The following is a 15,148-nucleotide window of genomic DNA, read 5'->3' as shown; positions in this document are numbered from 1 at the left end:
CTACTCAACACGGCACCACCAGGATTGCGAGTACAGCACGCCGTCGATCTCTTCCAAGCCGGTGATGTTCATGCCCCGCTGAGCCATGCCGTTAACGCAGGCGTCCTGCAAGCGCGGAATGATGTCGCCGCTGGGTGTCGGATTGAAGACCCAGGCCTCAATGCACGGGCGGCCGAGCACCTTGCTGTGCACGTACTCGATGTGCACGTCTGCGCGCAGCGGCTTGACCTTGGTGAGCTTTTCGTTGGGGATGGCTACGCCGAGCTCACGGCGGCGAACTAAAAGGAAGTACATACGGCACCAGCACTGTATATAAATACAGTATTTGAGCATCCAAACGGATGGTCAGGCCAGTACCGCTTGGCGGGCTATCCTTTCAGTTCGAGCGGGAGGGATGGGTAATGTGCGGAAGGCTGAGCCAGTACCGTGGTATCCATGACTTCGTGGAGGCCCTGAGCATGCCGGAGGCCTGGCGTAACAACGTCGGGGACCAAGACCTGGGGCGGTACAACGTCGCGCCGACCACGCAGGTCGCCGTGCTCCGGGTGGGTGACGCAGGCCCGAGGGCAGACCTGGTGAAATGGGGATGGCGGCCGCATTGGGCGACCGACCGCGCCGCGCCGATTAACGCCCGCGTCGAGAAGGTGGCTCACGGCCCCTTCTTCCGGGCGATCTGGCCACACCGGGCGATCACCCCCGTGGATGGCTGGTATGAGTGGGTGGATGAAGGCGGCCCGAAGAAGCAGCCCTATTACATCTGCCGGCGAGATGGGCGCCCTGCCCTGTGCGCCTCGATAGGTCAGTTCGCCGGCAATGAGCACGACGGGTTTGTGATCATCACTGCCGACGCCCAGGGCGGCCTGGTCGATGTGCACGACCGCCGACCGGTCGTGCTATCGCCTGATCTGGCGGTTGAGTGGATCGCAGCAGGGATGCCCAGCGAGCACGCGGAACAATTGGTGCTGAATCTGGGCGAACCGGCAGAGGCGTTCGAGTGGTACCGCGTTGGAACTGCCGTTGGCAACGTGCGGAACGAGGGAGCAACGCTGATAGAGCCAGCTCAGTGACGGATCAGAGGCTGGTGCCCCAGCGCGAAGAGTTGGTAGTCGGTCACAGCCTGGTAAGCGGACTCGGCGATTCTTCGAAGGCGTTCGACCTCCTCTGCCGGAGCCCCGGCGTCCTGAGCATTATGGTAGGTGCGCAAGGCCTCAATTGCCTCGCGTATCATCGGCTCACCCGCCTCAATCATTCCCTCTATGGTTCGCTTCACGACATTTCTCCTGCCGAAAGATGCTGATCGCGCCATTGTGCATCAAGTACCAGCCCCTACCCCTAAAGCGGCATCCACATGATACATCCCCCTGCCGCTTGGGCGATCAACCAGTCATGTTCACGCTTACCGAATGGCCGAGGCATACCAATAGACTCTCGATAGGCAAACTGATGGGTGACCTTCAATTCCAGCGCGGTGGGTGTTGCCTCTCCCAGCTTGCCTTTGCTCAACCCCGCCAAAGCGCCCGTTAATGCGAGCTGTTGTTTAACCCCATCATCACTATCTTCCAAAATGGATACAGCAATAAACGCAGCATTCGCACAACGATCCACTTTCAATACCTGCGGCTTTGCACTGTCCATTTCAAAATTCGAACCTTGGGCAACGGCTGACAAACACAGTGCAGCACACATCAACAAACTACGCATCGACGACGTCCTTTCGACCTGAGCAGAGCAAAAGACTCACACCTTCATACCCCCTCGAACGGCCGAAACCTATCCTGGCGGCTTAACCAAGGCATTATAGGATTTCTCACACGCAAGCCCAGCTATTCTGGCGCGGTCAAACGCTGCCGCCAGCTCTCCCGCTCGAGCATCAGCCCGTGCGAGCAAGTCGGAGAGCACCATTGCGGCGCGTCGGGCTGCCTCGCTTCGAGCGGCAACTGTGGGATCCGGGCCGGAGCAACCGACGCTGGTGGCGAGCTTGCCGGCTTCGTCGCGCAGCCGTTGGCCAACAGCATCAGACCCAGTAGCAGCACCTTCGGCAATCGTTCGTTGTTTCTGAGCATGCGCCCTCACCTCCTCTTGCGCTTCGACGCGCTGTTGTTCCTTTGCCCGCTCCCCTCGCTCACCCAGCACCTCAGCCAGGCGGTCGCCACTGTCCCGTTGTGCTGATGCTGTGGCAGCCTGGCCGCGCTCCACAGATCGGCCGTGCTGGTAGACTAGCCAGTACGAACCGACCATAGCCAGCAGCGCAATCACGCGCACGCCCCAGGTGTTCATGCCAGCGCCCTTCGTAAACCCTCAGCGAAAACCGTCGTGGGATACTCGTAGTTTGCGTTCTCGTGCTTGATGATCGCGTGCACCAGGCCGCTTAGGACCTGCTGGTTCTTGATATCCTTGATCGGCTCGCTCGAGGCAAGACCACAACGCTGCGCCACGGTGCGGATGTAGACATCGGTGTCGTTCTCTACCTCCGGTGCCCAGCGTTTGATGATCGCCGCCACAGTGCGCAGGCGGTGCTTGTTGTAGTAGGTCTGCAACAGCTTGCCGAGCGCACGAATGCCATTCTCCGGCGTGTCGAAGATGCAGAATCGGCCGCCGGGCTCTTTACCGATCTGGCCAACCCAGTTGTTGGAGGGGTTGAAATCGATGTTTCCCGGGTTGCGATTGCGCACGCCACGGGGAAGCAATTGAGTCATAGTTTTCTCCAGGCAAGAAAAAGCCCCGTCAGTGCGGGGCTTTATTGGATGAGGCTTGGCAGCCAGCTAGGTGTAGGGGGCCGATGCTCAGCGGTTGGGAAAGCGTCAGCAGCTGGCCAGTCGCGCAGCGCCCGGCGGTAGGCCTGCAACTCGGCGTACTGGTCCGGCGTGATGGAAGTCGCAGCCCCCTGCTCCACTTCGTCGCGGTGCCGGGCCACTACCCACTCATAGCGCGACAGCTCGGCGGTGCGCCAGGCTCGCTCCTGTTCGATTACAAACTCAGGGGATGGCTGTTGCCGCTCGCTCAGCGTGGGAGCGCCTTCGCCGTCGGGCGCAATCGCCTTGCCAGAGGCCTCGGCCGCCAGTAGCTCGGCATGCCGCTTGCGGGAAATCTTGGTGCCGCCGTTATCGCTGAGGTCGAACGAAAACCGGCCATCGGCCTCGACCCATTTAGCCCAAATGTCCATAACTGCCCTCAATAGCCAATGGCAATCCAGCGGATGTACGCGGTGCCGGAAAATGACGAACTGTTGATGACGTCTTCACGTCGAGATTGAAAGCCTGTCTCAGTGAGCAAGCGTGCCTGGGGGACCACCGTCGATTGGGTCATGGCACCATCATGCGTAAAGCCGCTGATGCACGCGGGAATGATGCTGAAGCTCAGGGGAAACGTAACGGTTGTCTCCGCGTCTGCCGCGTTGGCAATGTGAACGCCCCACTGGATCTTCAGTCCGCCCAACCAGGTTGGAAACACGATGGCGTTGTTTGCCCCGCCCCCACCCTTGATGAATGAAAAACCCCAGCGCAGCTTGAGCGGCGTCACCACGTTGGTATCGGTGCTGCCGTTATCGACTTCGGCCTGACTGGCAATGGCCCCGGCCAGCAGCGGCTGCCCGTTCCATTTCAACTTGCCGATGGAATCCATCACCAGCTTGCCGGCCACCTGCCCCAACCAGTGGAAGCCGATACCCGGCGCGAAAATTTCTCGGCCATCCGTAGCGCCCACCTCCAGCGCCTCGCGGATGATCAGGGCGCCAGAGCCATACTCCGACCCCGATGCAGGGGATGAAAGCACCGGCTGTTGCCGGCTGACGGCCCCCACCGTCAACCTGGCGGCCAAAGCGGTGTCGACCTCACCTTTCGTGTAGGCATCGGTGATGCCGTAGCCGCCGAGGGTAATAGCCCAGTTGGCCTTTTTGGATAAGAGCCCGTCGACCTGGGGGCGGGTGTAGTAACCCGCCGGATCAAAGTTGCCGCTGTGCCACAGGGTGCGTGTCTTGCCCCACTGCCCCGAGGTCTTGGCAGAGCGGGCCGCGATGATCGGTTCGTCGCCCGAATACATGAAGCCGATCTGGGCCGCGTAATCGTCCGTAATGTAAGGGATGTTCAACACCGAAGCGTAATTGCCGAAGGTCGTTTGCCCATCCGTGAACGAATAGAAACCGCCGTCCAGCCCGATGGTATCGATCGCTCCCGCCGGGGCGACCTTCCCGCCTAGCCCGAGGTGCCCTTTTTTCAGTCCATCGGTGATGCCATGCCCGGCCAGGGTCGTGGGGTTGCTGCCGCCGGTGACCCGCCCCCACGCGTCCACGCTCACTTGGTTGTAACTGCCGGCGGCCACACCGGTTTTACCCAGCAGCATCGCGAACGTCAGCGCCGTGGCGCCTACCTGCGGGGGCGTCGTGTTCGTCAGTTGCCACAGCGAACCGGCGTAACTCGCACCGGACTGGACGATGACCAGGTGGCCCGGTGTGCATTCGGCGTTCTCGTTCGCGTCCAGTGCACGCGACCATGCATTGGCCGAAGCCGTGTAGATCCAGTTTTGCGCGGCGTTGGCCTGATCCTTCACCAGCACCCGGTCACCGGCCAGCAGTGCCACGCCGTCAATCGTCTGCAGGCCAGACAGGGCAATCGGTCCCGTGGTGGTCACACGCACAGCGCGCTTGACGTCGCCTGCAGCGAGGCCCTGGATCGCCTGCAGCAGCTGGCTGGTGTCGTCTTCGCTCGGCGTGAAGCCGGCGGCCTCGATCACCGCCAACAGTTCATCGGTGACCGCGTTGCCCCATGCGGCCGGGATCAGCGAACCCGGCTGGCCGGTGCTGGGGTTTTCATCCGCGAACCTGCCGCCGATCAAGCCGACATTGGGGATGCGTTTCGGGTAGTCCATATCGCGTTATCCGTAGTTGATTGATTCAAGGGTGTGCGCCGGCGCGGCGCGGCTGACCAGGCATTCCAGCGCGCCGTTGGCGGCACCGCCGAAGGTCTGCCCCCAATGGCTGAAACCGAAGCGACTGCCCTGGGCCAGGCGCGGCCCCGTCTCCAGGGTCCACATGAATTGCGCGCCCCAGGTGCCGAAGCGGGCCGAGCCGAAGCGTGACCGGCCGAAGCGCGGCGCCCGGTGCTCGATCACGCGGGCATTGCGGTAGCCCAGCGAGAAAGCCAGCTCCACGAAGTAGGCCGGCGTCTGCCCGCCCACCTCCAGCAGCCGGCGGCGCACGGCCAATTGCCGGTCGGCGAACGCCGGCGACTCACCCATACAAGGGTCGGGCAGGTGCATAACCCGCTCCCAGTCGGGAACCAGCTCGCGCACCGTGGCGGGCTCACTCTCGGCCAGCAGGTCGGCGGCGCGGCGGTCCTCGGTGGCCAGCTCCTGGGCCGCCGCCTGCAGCACCTGGTCGACGCCTGGGTTGAACTCACGATCCCAGGCCGGCCCCGGCGGCAGCAGCGTGCACAAGTGGGCGTAGTAGTCCCGCTCCGTCCTCACAACCACAGCACACCCCCGTAGGTCAGCAGCTCATTGGGCGCGGCCTGCACATCGCCCACCGGGCTGACGACCTTGTGATCGCGCTCGCCCGTGGCACCGCTGATAGCTTCGGCAATGTGGGTGGCCAGCAGCGTGGCGCCCAGCTCCGATTCACGGTTGTGCAGGTCCACCAGGGCGGCTTCCACGGCGCGCCGTACCGCGCTGCTGTCCGGGGTGACTGATAGCTGGTACTGCACCGGCTTCTCTGCCGGCGGCAGCACGTACACCTCGGCCGTGACGGGCCGCTCCTGCTCGATGTAGGCGGCCACGGCGGCGATGGCCTCGGCGTTCGGAATGATGTCGATGTCGCCATCGCGCACGAAGAACACCCCCACCGTGCCCGGCCCCACCCAGCGCCGCACGACCCAGGCCCGGGTCACCCCGGCGACCTCCAGCGCCCAGGTCTCGTAATCGCTCTTGCTGCCACCGTGGGCAACAACGCGGTACGAGCGGATCACCCGCGCGCGCAGCGCCTCGATACTCTCCTGCTCGGTGCCGCCGGTCAGGCCCGGTGCCGTCACAGTGAACGTGTCATTGACGCCCAGCACCGGCGACACCAGGCGCAGCTGCGTGCCGGCGGGCGTATTGCCCAGCTCACCCGGCTCCAGGGCCTCGAGCTGGGCGACGCCGTCGGTGCCGGTCAGCTTGACCGAGGCCCGCACCCTGAACATCACCTGGTCATCGCGCTGCAGCAGCGTGCCGGCATCGAGCAGCGCCGAGACGGCGCCGGTGAAGCTGGCCGCCCCGCTCGCCTTCACGGCCTCCAGGCGCCCCCGCTTAAGCCGCGCCTGGGCCATGCGTAGCAGGGTTTCGTCGTCGGCCGTGTCGGGCAGGATCTGGTCGGCAATGTAGCGCTGATGGCCGTAGCGGCCGGACGACGCCGCGCCGAGCACGCGGGCCAGCACCTCGGCGTCAGAACGGACCAGGGAGCTCCCTCCGGCCAAGTCGGCCTGTGCCCTCGCCACCAGGGCGGGCAGTGTTGGGATTTCAAACGGCATTGATCACCTGCCACAGATTGTCTAGTTGAACATCGATCACTGGGCCGTCGCGCAGGCCCACCCGCACCTGCATGTCGAGGCGGTCGACCTTGCGCGACGCCGTTACCGTAACGGCGCTCACCCGGTCGTCATCCACCGCCCACTGCAGGGCCTCCCGGGCGAACGCCTCGGCCGTGCGCACCGTGTCGTCGGTCAGCGTGCGCCGGCGCAGCTGCCACAGGCGGGAGCCAATCCGGTCATTGGCAAGGGTCGGGAACGTGTCGCCCCACCAGCCGTAACGCTGGTCGTCGTCCAGCAGGTCGCCGGCCTCGGCACGCCGCCAGGTCAACAGGCTGATCACCACGGCGCGCTGCCAGGCGCGTTCGGACTCGGCATCAAGCAGCGTCATGCCGTCACCACCGGCTTACCGCTCTGCTGGGTACCCACTGTCACGCCGGTGTGCGGGTGGTTGACCTGGCTGACGCCGGCGGCGATCTGGTCGCCCTGCGACACGATCTGGCCCGTGGTGCGAATCACTGGCGTGTCGAACTCCACGGCCGTGTCGGCCTTGACCTTGAGCGTCAGCGTCTCGATCTCGATCACGCGGCCGCGCTTGAAGTGCAGGCGGTCGCCCTCGTCGGTGTAAATAGCCACCTCACCACTCTTGAGCGCCTGCAGGCGAAAGCGCCGGTCGGCGACGCAGACGACCACCCCATGGGAGCGATCGCCGCCCAGGAACGCCGCCAGGGCCTCGGCGCCGGGCAGCGGGTTGGACGTAAAGCCGTAGGGCTCGAAGTGCTCCATGCCGTCTTTCACTTCGTCGGCGGTCAGGCGCATCTGCAGGCCCTGCAGCTTGCGGCCAGCATCGACCAGGGCGACCACGCCTCGGGCGAGAAAATTTCTCATGGGTTTCATTGGCCAGGCTTCCAGTCGGCGGGGATCAGGTATTCGAAGTTGTCGGCCTTGCCGCCCTTCTTGAGCTTGCGCGACTTGTGCGGGTCTTTCGGCTCGGGGTCGAAGCCATCCGGCGGCCCTACCACGATGTTGGCCACGGTGCCGGCGTCATCGAGCACGTACTCGATTTCGCTGATGAGCATGTCGCGGTCGATGCCGATCAGCGGGTCGACCACGCGCACGATCATGTTCGGCACCCACAGGGCGCCGGTGGACTGCCGCCAACCCTGGATTTTGTAACGCAGGGTCAGCGCCTTACCCATCCGGCTGCCGCGCTCCCAGTTGGCCCGCGCCTGGGCCAGCTCCGGGGTCATCTGGCCGCTTTCGTGAATCAGCAGCACCCGGCGCCGTGAGGCACGCGGATCAGTGACGCCGGCCTTCACCTCGCTGGCCTTCTCGCCGTAGTCGGTGTCGGTGCCCGAGCGCTGGCCGGTGACGCGGTACTCGGAAAACACCCCCGAGAAATCCAGCTCGGCGCTACCGGTCAGCAGGTTCTGCCCCAGCTCCAGGCGGTCGACGGCGCGGCCGGCACTGCCCGGCTTGATGATCACCACCCGCCCCCGGGCGTCATCGGTCGACAGCAGCCGCGACAGCGTCAGCAGGCGGTCGATGGACTCGAAGGCGGTTTCGCCGGGCTCTATCTGGTGGTCGGCCAGCTTGGTGGTTTCCGCCACCTCGCTCAGCACCCGCACCCCGTAGGGCTCGGCCAGGGCCTGCACGATCTTCTGCACACTCTGCCCGCGCCATTGGCCGGGCTTGTTCACCGCCGAGCAGTCCACCAGGTCGGCAGTCAGCGAGCGGCCGGCGACCGACCGTTCGACGCTGCGGGCGTCGTAGCTGATCGGCGTGCCGAATACCCAGCCGGTCAGCACCAGGTCGGCGCCGATGCGCACTTCGCAGCGGTCGCCTTGGCGCACCGGGATTTCCTGCACCTGGCCCGGCCAGCTCCAGGTTACGCCCAGGCGGAAATCCCGGGCCTGGCGTTCGATGCCGGCACTGATGCTGACTTTCTTCCAGCCGCGATAATCCAGGCCGTTCACGCTCAGCGTGACAGCATTTTGGTTGTCCATGGGTTCACTCTCGAGCGATGGTCAGCGCCCCCACGGGCAGGAAGCCCGGGTGCTGCACCTTGTTACGCGTAACGATTTCCTCGGCGCGGGTCGCATCGCCGTAGCGCTGGTAAGCCAGCACCACCGCCGGCAGACTTTCCCGCGTGATTACCTCGCTCAGCCGCACGCCGGCGCGGGCCACTTCGGTCAGGTGCGCACGCACCTGGCTACGCACCGCCTCCAGCTGCTCGACGTGCTCGACGGGAGACGCCAGGGCGGCCAGCCACAGGGCGTCGCTGATGGCGTCACGCAGCGCGACCACGTCGGCCGTCACCGGCACCTCGGGGCGCTGGATCGGCGCCACTACCTGTTGTTCCAGGGTGGCGAAGCCGGTCAACGGTTCGGGCGCCTGCACCACCGGCATGGCCACCGCCTCGCGCACGGCCAGCACGATCAGCGCATCGCGCACCAGCTCGCGGGCAGCGGTGACCACGGCGGCGGTGTCGGTACCACCGGCCGGCGTCGGCGCGCTGGCCAACTGGCGGGCCTGCTCCACCTGGCCGGTGATGGCCCGGCCAGACTCCGCGAAGCTGGCAAACTCCGGCGTGGCCTCGGGCAGCGCCGCGACGGTGCGGGCAAACTCCGGGTCGGCCTCCAGGTTCGCCGACTCGCCGCCACTGGACGGCCCCCAGCGATAGCCCGACGACCGTGAACTGCCGCCGACACTGGCGAACTGCCCCCGGATCATTGCCGCGAAGTTGCCCGGGGCGTTAATCAGCATGTCGGCCAGCGCCTCCACCGAGCTGACCAAACCGGTCAGCTGGCGAAGCTCTGAGGCAATGGCCATCTGCACCCCGGCAATGCCATTTTGCAGCGCGGCCACCGCCAAGCGCGCCCGGTTGACAACCGCCATAGCGGCCTTATACCGGGCAATCGCCGACTCCAGCAGGCTTTCCGATGAGTCCTCCAGCTGCCGCGCCGTGTTCGGCACGCCGGCAGGGAAACCCTTCTCGCCGTCCTCCACGAACACCAGGTCAAAGCGGACCATGCCGCCCTCGCGGCGCTCATGGCTGACGCTACAGACCGTCGCGGTGGCCGTCAGCCGGCCATACCAGGGGTGGACCAGCTCCCCCGCCCCGGGCTTGTCCAGAGCATTGAGCAGGTTGTCACGCTGGAAATAGCAGTCCTCCCCGATCACGAAGGCGGCCAGCTTGATTTCCCGCGTGACGCGGCCCAGGTCTTCAACCAGGGGCTTGTCCCGCTGCGGGTATTCATGCGTCTGTGTACGCCGTCCCGCCGGCATGCTGTCGCTGTCGACATGGAACGGCACGCCCCGGAATGAGGCCGGGTGCAGCTGATCCCGCCAGGTACTCATGATGCCCTCCCCAAGGATCGGTAACCCACTTGTGGGCTGACCTGCAGCCCGGGTTGATTGGTGTCGGCCTGCTCCACCCGCATGCCGGGCGGGGCATTGTCGAAGCGCACGACCATTTGCCCTTCCAGCTGGGCTTTACTGGCCTGGGCCGCCTGCTGCACCAGGGAGCCCCGCGACGCAGCCAGGGCACCCGCTGCAGGTGCTGCCAGGCTGTTCTGCCCAGGCAGGCCCATTTCAGCGCGTTTCATCGCTTCACCCGGGGTCAGCCCCTTGGCCAGGCTTTCCTGCGCATGCTCGGCCATCTGCGAGGCCGACAGCGGCATCGCCGCCCATGGTCCTGGCTGGTCCGGCGCACGCATCAGGCTGGCCACGCTGGTGGCCTCGGGCATCAGTTGCACCGGCTGCGCCATCGGCTTGACCAGCGCCCCCCGCACCGGCTCGCCGGCGGCGTTGCGCGCCTTCTGCTGCTCGGCCCAGTCGTTGACCTTGGCCGTCGCCGCGCTGATCACGCCGTCACCGCTTGACTCGCTGTCGAAGCCCAGGAATTTCATCATGGGCTCGATGATGGGTCGCAGCTTGTCCCAGATCCCTTTGAAAAAGCCGGTGATGGGCTCCCAGTGCTTGATGATCAAGCCCAGCGGCGACCAGTCAAAGACCGCCTTGAGGAAGTCAAAGAACGGCACCGACAGGGCTTTGACCAGCTCCCACAGCGCGCCAAAGAACGCCGTCAGCGGCTCCCAGTTGGCGACGATCTGGCCCAGCGGCGACCAGGCGAAAGCGGTTTTCATCCACTCCCACACGGCCATCGCCGGGGCCTTGATCTTCTCCCATACCGCTTGGAAGTACGGCGCCACGGTCGACCAGTTACCGATCAGGATGCCGGCCGCGATGGCGATGCCACGGACGATCATGCCGACCGGGCTCATGCTCGCCACAGCGTTGACCAGCGTAAGCTTGGCCGCCGCACCTGCAGCAGCCAGACGCAGCACGGTGAAGCCCACCGCCGCACCCAGCAGCCCTTTGATCAGCCAGGGATGCGCCCCGGCCAAGTTGGTCACGCTGCTGATGATCGGCCCCACCGTCGCCATGAAGTCGTTGAGCGGCGGCAACAGCATGCTGCCGACCGTGATACCCAGTCGGGTCACTCGGTTCTGCAGCAGCTGCATGGCGTTCTGCGTGGTCGCGGCCCGTGCGGCATACTCGTTGTTCATCGACCCGGCATACTGACTTTCGTCGCCGACCGATTTGAAGTTCTTCTGCAGCGTGCCCAGGCTGGTCAGCAATGGCGCGATAGCCCCTACCGACTCCTTGCCAAACAGGTTGGTGAGTACCGCCGCCTGCTTGCTTTTCTCGACCTTGGCCAGCGTCTCCAGAACGCGGTTGATCGTCCCTTCACTGTCGGTCTGCATACCCTTGGCCAGCTCGTTGGCATCCAGGCGCAACGCCTTGTAGGCATCCTTCTGCGCCTTGGTAGCCGCCGTGCCAGCGGTCAGGCTCAGCATGAAGTTTTTGATGCCCGTGGCGGCCACATCCTGGGCGATGCCCACGCCGGCCAGGGTCGAGCCCATCGCGGCCAACTGCGCCGCGCTGACGCCCGCCACCTCACCCAGCGGACCGATGGCCGTCAGGATCGAGGAGATCTGCCCGGTGCTGGCCGCGCCGGTGTTGCCCAGGTAGTTGATCTGGTCGGCCAGCGTGACCACTTCGTCCTGGTTCATCTTGAAGGCCGTGCGCCACTTGGCCATCATCGAGCCCGACTCGGCGGCCGTCTGGTCGAAGGCAACTCCCATTTTCACGGCGTCTTCTGCGAAGCGGTTCAGCTCTTCCCGGGCAATACCGGACTGGCCGCCGGCGGCGACAATCTGCGCGATGCCCTCGGCCGCCATGGGCAGACGCTCGGACAAGCCCAGCACGTCGTCACTCATCGCCTTGAACTGCGCCGGCGACTCGAAGTTGACCACCTTCTTGACGTCGGCCATGGCGCTCTCAAAGCCCATAGCCGCTTTCACGCCCATGACGAACGGGGCGGCAATCGCCCCACCCTGCAGGGCCTCACCGAACGTGATCTTGCCCAGGCCCGAGCTGTTCAGCTGCTTGCGCAGCACCGCGGCGTTCTTGCGAACACCGTTAAGCACTGGCGACAGCTTGTCGACGCCGGTGATCAGCGCCTTGAGTTGGAATTTATCCGCCACCGCCTCCCCCATTTAGCGCATTGATGCGCCACGCGTTTTCCTCACTCTCGAACAGCGTGTCGAGGGTCCAGCCCAGCACCTCGCCCGGGGTGGCTTTCCACCACCAGGCAAGGTCGTAGGCCAGCTCGGTCAGGCCGCCGACTGCTTCGAATCTTGGGGCATGAAAAAACCGACGACGATCCAGGCCAGGGTGTTCAGGTCCGACAGCTCCAGCTGGTTGACCGAGCTGGCTGGAATCGCGGCGCACACGGCGATGTATTTGGCCGCCGCTTCAAGGTCGACCACCGGGTAACCGTCGCCGCCGAGGTTGTACGGCAGCACCTTGATCGCCCGGCACTCCTGCACGGTCGGGCGGCGCAAGTTCAGTTCTTTGACTTCCTCACCGTGGGCCTGGATCGGGGTTGCGAGTTCGTGGGTTGCGGTAGTCATTACTGCCAGTCTCCTTGGATGCCTTCGAATTTGAGCGAGACCTTGGCGTCATCGCCGGTCACTTTGGACTCATCCACTTGGTACGCGCCGCTCAGCACATACACCGAACCGTCGGCCAGCTCGGCGGTGATGGTCATATTGGTTCCGTTGGCCAGCTTGGCCCGGGGGAAGTTGGCGGTTTTCACCGCGTCGACCACCACATAGGGGATCAGGTCCTCTTCCTTGAAGTAGCCCCGCGTGATCGTTTCGCGTTTTGTGTCCGACAGCGGGCATTCCACGCCGCCGGTGATCACCAGCTGATCGCCGTCGACCTTCACAAAGCAGGTGCCCGCGACTTTCTGACCCATAAAGGGCACTCCCATAAAAAAGCCCGCACTGGGCGGGCTGGGGTTGAACGATGAGGGTTACGCCGCGTCCGGGTACTGCAGGCGGAACTGGTACAGCAGCGCGAACACGCGCAGCTGGTTCACCAGGTCCGGCGGGAACAGCACACTCAGGCGGTTCGGATTCTTCGGATCGCGCTCGACGATCAGGTACTGATTGAACGCCTCGGCGTTCTCGACAATGCCCTCACGCTCAAGCGCGCCATAAGCGGCGATCAGCTCGCCGCGAATCACCTTCGGCGTGACGATGGCCTGGCCGGGGCCAAAGCGCGTGCCGTCGTTGGCAAGTTTGTGGCGGCCGTACTTGCTGGTGATGATGCTGCGCAGATAGCGGATCACGTAGGCCGACTGGTGTAGCGTCTCGCTGTCCAGGTAGGAGTCATCCGGCTGGCCATAGGCGTTACGCTGGTAGGTCGTAACAGCCCGCTCGATGCGGTAGCTGCCGCCGTTGTAGACGGCGGTGGCCACGCCACTGGTCAGCAGCGATTGCCGCTCGGTCAGGGTGAAACGGTCACTCGCCTGCGCCGGGTCGATGCCAGTCAGCGCGCCGGTCTGCGTCGGTCGCGCCGGGTCGGCGCTGATGAACACGGCGGTACGTGCCGCCCAGGCCGCCGCCACTTCCCACGCCGGCTGCGGCACGCCGCGTTCGAAGCCATGCACGGAGACATGCGGGTCGTTGCGCAGGCGCCCGGCGGCGACCAGCTGGCCCAACGTGCCGCGCTGCGCGCTGTACACATGGCCGTAGAGCTGCTTCGCCCAGGACCAGCGCCCGGCACTGTCGTCCATGGCAGTTTTCCAAGCGCCCAGCGTGTCGGCATCGGTCCAGGGCTGGGCGATGAACTCGAATTCTTCGTCGCCCAGTGCAGCCAGCGCCGCCGACACGGCCGGGGTGCCGGCGCCGTTGGTCATGGCCGTGGCCACGACCGTCAGGCCGGCCGGCGTGGTTTCGCCATTGGCGCGCCCCAGGCGGTTCAGTTGCACTTGGATATCGTTGCCCAGCTCGCCCTTGAACTTGGCCTGCAGGGTGACCACGCCGGCGGCGGCGGTGGCCGTCACCGGCAGGTCAATGGCGGCATTGATGGCAGCCGCCAAGCTGGCCGTCACGGCCTCGGCCGAGGCGCCGACCACGGCATCGGCGCGCACGCGCTGGCCAGCCACGTACAGATTGACCAGGCCGGCGGTGGCGACGCTGCCCGTTACGGTAACGGTGGCCGTCGCGGCCGCGCCGGTGGCCACCTTGAGCGGCAGGCACCAGACCTCGCCGGCCACGTCGATGGCCCGCCAGCGTGCATGCATGGCGGCCAGCATCGAGCCGGTACCGCCGATGTCCATGGCGTCGCTGGTCTTCGACACCAGCACCAGGCGGCCGACTTCGTCGCTGTCGGCGTCGTCGTTGACCTGGCCGACGATCAGCCGGCGCAGGCTGGACCCGCCGCTGTTGGCCATGGAGTTGTCGACTTCGGCATAGAACAGCGGCACGCGAATGTCGCTCGGGATGTTGCTGAAACTGACGCTCATCGCGCTTTGCTCCCCCGGGTGGTGGTCTTCTGTTCCAGGGCGTCGCCGTCAAGTAGGCGGCGCTCCCAGTAGGCGTCACGAGGCACTGCGGCGCCCTCGGCGGGCAGGTACTGGCCCGGCTGGCTTGGCATCGGGCAATCGCGCCCCGGGGCCGGTTTGAGGTGAATGGTGGTCATGGGTTCAAGTCCTCGCGGGTAATGAATTCGACCTTCCCGTCTGGCCCCGAGGCCGTGACGTTGGGGTCCTTCAGGGGGTTGAGGAAATCCAAACGGGTGTCGATGCCTTCCAGGGCCGGCAGTCCGGCCAGCTGCCATTCCTGCCAGGTCTGCGGTTTGCCCTCGCCGGTTTGCTCCCAGCGGCCGAGCTGGAAATCGGCATAGAACCGATAGCGGTAGACCATGCGGTCGCGGTCGAGCAGCAGCAGCTGACCACCGTCGTACAGCAGCGGCCCCGACTCGTCGTCCGGTTCGAAGCCCACCAGGGCGCGCCACAGCTGGGCGCGCACGTCGTGCAGCACGTCGGCTACCGACTGCCCGCGTTCATCGTCGGTCGGCAGCACGACACACACGTCGATGACGTCGCGCACGGCCTGGGTGTAAACGTTCTGCGCTTGCGGCTCGTCGGCCGAGTCGCCAACCGCGATCACATAGGCCGCCGGCGGCTCCATCTTGGCGCTGTCGGCGGTCGGGTCCCAATCCAGACCGCCGGCCACGCGCCCTTCGAAGCCAGGCGCATAGGCGCGCAGCTGCTCGATCACAGGCGTGATTTTCAT

General features: G+C 65.4%; 20 protein-coding genes. 1 reads left to right on the top strand and 19 read right to left on the bottom strand.

Annotation, left to right across the window (positions count from 1 at the left end; all coding sequences use genetic code 11):
* The gene (locus tag ACZ9C1_RS02945) at window positions 1-294 is read right to left on the bottom strand and encodes a hypothetical protein (protein WP_476253552.1); all 294 of its coding nucleotides are present in this window, start codon (window positions 292-294) and stop codon (window positions 1-3) included.
* A 107-nt stretch (window positions 295-401) separates the two neighbouring features.
* On the opposite strand from ACZ9C1_RS02945, the gene ACZ9C1_RS02940 reads away from it, so the two are divergent.
* Entirely contained in the window at window positions 402-1,067 is a 666-nt protein-coding gene (locus ACZ9C1_RS02940) for an SOS response-associated peptidase (RefSeq protein ID WP_476253551.1), read from the top strand.
* On the opposite strand, the gene ACZ9C1_RS02935 is transcribed toward ACZ9C1_RS02940, so the two are convergent.
* The 18 genes from ACZ9C1_RS02935 to ACZ9C1_RS02850 all read right to left on the bottom strand — a co-directional run bounded on the left by ACZ9C1_RS02935 (window position 1,061) and on the right by ACZ9C1_RS02850 (window position 15,148).
* Entirely contained in the window at window positions 1,061-1,249 is a 189-nt protein-coding gene (locus ACZ9C1_RS02935) for a hypothetical protein (protein ID WP_476254554.1), read from the bottom strand. The genes ACZ9C1_RS02940 and ACZ9C1_RS02935 overlap by 7 nt on opposite strands.
* Before the next feature lie 83 nt (window positions 1,250-1,332).
* A complete protein-coding gene (locus ACZ9C1_RS02930; protein ID WP_476253550.1) occupies window positions 1,333-1,701 on the bottom strand; it encodes a hypothetical protein in 369 nt (122 codons plus the stop codon).
* A 69-nt stretch (window positions 1,702-1,770) separates the two neighbouring features.
* Window positions 1,771-2,238 (bottom strand): DUF2514 domain-containing protein, encoded by a 468-nt coding sequence (locus ACZ9C1_RS02925; protein WP_476254553.1) that lies wholly within the window; start codon window positions 2,236-2,238, stop codon window positions 1,771-1,773.
* 35 nt (window positions 2,239-2,273) lie between these two features.
* A complete protein-coding gene (locus ACZ9C1_RS02920; protein ID WP_476253549.1) occupies window positions 2,274-2,696 on the bottom strand; it encodes a structural protein in 423 nt (140 codons plus the stop codon).
* Window positions 2,697-2,737: 41 nt separating this feature from the next.
* Window positions 2,738-3,163, bottom strand: a complete 426-nt coding sequence (locus tag ACZ9C1_RS02915; RefSeq protein ID WP_476253548.1) for a tail fiber assembly protein — start codon at window positions 3,161-3,163, stop codon at window positions 2,738-2,740.
* An 8-nt stretch (window positions 3,164-3,171) separates the two neighbouring features.
* On the bottom strand, window positions 3,172-4,863 hold the full coding sequence (locus tag ACZ9C1_RS02910; protein WP_476253547.1) for a gp53-like domain-containing protein: 1,692 nt from the start codon (window positions 4,861-4,863) through the stop codon (window positions 3,172-3,174).
* A gap of 6 nt (window positions 4,864-4,869) precedes the next feature.
* On the bottom strand, window positions 4,870-5,466 hold the full coding sequence (locus ACZ9C1_RS02905; RefSeq protein WP_236180435.1) for a YmfQ family protein: 597 nt from the start codon (window positions 5,464-5,466) through the stop codon (window positions 4,870-4,872).
* Window positions 5,457-6,497, bottom strand: a complete 1,041-nt coding sequence (locus tag ACZ9C1_RS02900) for a baseplate J/gp47 family protein (protein WP_476253546.1) — start codon at window positions 6,495-6,497, stop codon at window positions 5,457-5,459. The genes ACZ9C1_RS02905 and ACZ9C1_RS02900 overlap by 10 nt, the downstream gene beginning before the upstream one ends.
* Window positions 6,487-6,885: a phage GP46 family protein gene (locus ACZ9C1_RS02895; protein ID WP_104444098.1), complete on the bottom strand. Its 399-nt coding sequence runs from the start codon at window positions 6,883-6,885 to the stop codon at window positions 6,487-6,489. The genes ACZ9C1_RS02900 and ACZ9C1_RS02895 overlap by 11 nt, the downstream gene beginning before the upstream one ends.
* Window positions 6,882-7,391, bottom strand: coding sequence for a phage baseplate assembly protein V (locus ACZ9C1_RS02890; RefSeq protein WP_476253545.1), 510 nt, complete (start codon window positions 7,389-7,391; stop codon window positions 6,882-6,884). Before ACZ9C1_RS02890 ends, ACZ9C1_RS02895 begins: the two co-directional genes overlap by 4 nt.
* Complete coding sequence (locus ACZ9C1_RS02885) at window positions 7,388-8,500, bottom strand: phage baseplate assembly protein (protein ID WP_476253544.1); 1,113 nt, start codon at window positions 8,498-8,500, stop codon at window positions 7,388-7,390. The genes ACZ9C1_RS02890 and ACZ9C1_RS02885 overlap by 4 nt, the downstream gene beginning before the upstream one ends.
* 4 nt (window positions 8,501-8,504) lie before the next feature.
* Window positions 8,505-9,854: a DNA circularization protein gene (locus ACZ9C1_RS02880; RefSeq protein ID WP_476253543.1), complete on the bottom strand. Its 1,350-nt coding sequence runs from the start codon at window positions 9,852-9,854 to the stop codon at window positions 8,505-8,507.
* Window positions 9,851-12,046 carry a phage tail tape measure protein gene (locus ACZ9C1_RS02875; RefSeq protein WP_476253542.1) on the bottom strand — a complete coding sequence of 732 codons (2,196 nt, stop codon included), beginning with the start codon at window positions 12,044-12,046 and terminating at the stop codon, window positions 9,851-9,853. The genes ACZ9C1_RS02880 and ACZ9C1_RS02875 overlap by 4 nt, the downstream gene beginning before the upstream one ends.
* A gap of 129 nt (window positions 12,047-12,175) precedes the next feature.
* Entirely contained in the window at window positions 12,176-12,475 is a 300-nt protein-coding gene (locus ACZ9C1_RS02870; protein WP_476253541.1) for a phage tail assembly protein, read from the bottom strand.
* Complete coding sequence (locus ACZ9C1_RS02865) at window positions 12,475-12,822, bottom strand: phage tail tube protein (protein WP_186733650.1); 348 nt, start codon at window positions 12,820-12,822, stop codon at window positions 12,475-12,477. The genes ACZ9C1_RS02870 and ACZ9C1_RS02865 overlap by 1 nt, the downstream gene beginning before the upstream one ends.
* Window positions 12,823-12,879: 57 nt before the next feature.
* The gene (locus ACZ9C1_RS02860) at window positions 12,880-14,376 is read right to left on the bottom strand and encodes a phage tail sheath subtilisin-like domain-containing protein (RefSeq protein WP_476253540.1); all 1,497 of its coding nucleotides are present in this window, start codon (window positions 14,374-14,376) and stop codon (window positions 12,880-12,882) included.
* Window positions 14,373-14,552: a DUF2635 domain-containing protein gene (locus ACZ9C1_RS02855; protein WP_476253539.1), complete on the bottom strand. Its 180-nt coding sequence runs from the start codon at window positions 14,550-14,552 to the stop codon at window positions 14,373-14,375. The genes ACZ9C1_RS02860 and ACZ9C1_RS02855 overlap by 4 nt, the downstream gene beginning before the upstream one ends.
* Window positions 14,549-15,148, bottom strand: coding sequence for a phage tail terminator protein (locus tag ACZ9C1_RS02850; RefSeq protein WP_476253538.1), 600 nt, complete (start codon window positions 15,146-15,148; stop codon window positions 14,549-14,551). The genes ACZ9C1_RS02855 and ACZ9C1_RS02850 overlap by 4 nt, the downstream gene beginning before the upstream one ends.

This window comes from Pseudomonas sp. TE21435 (assembly GCF_056279265.1).
The sequence above is the reverse complement of the archived record's forward strand: the minus strand, read 5'-3'. Positions and strand labels throughout refer to the sequence as shown.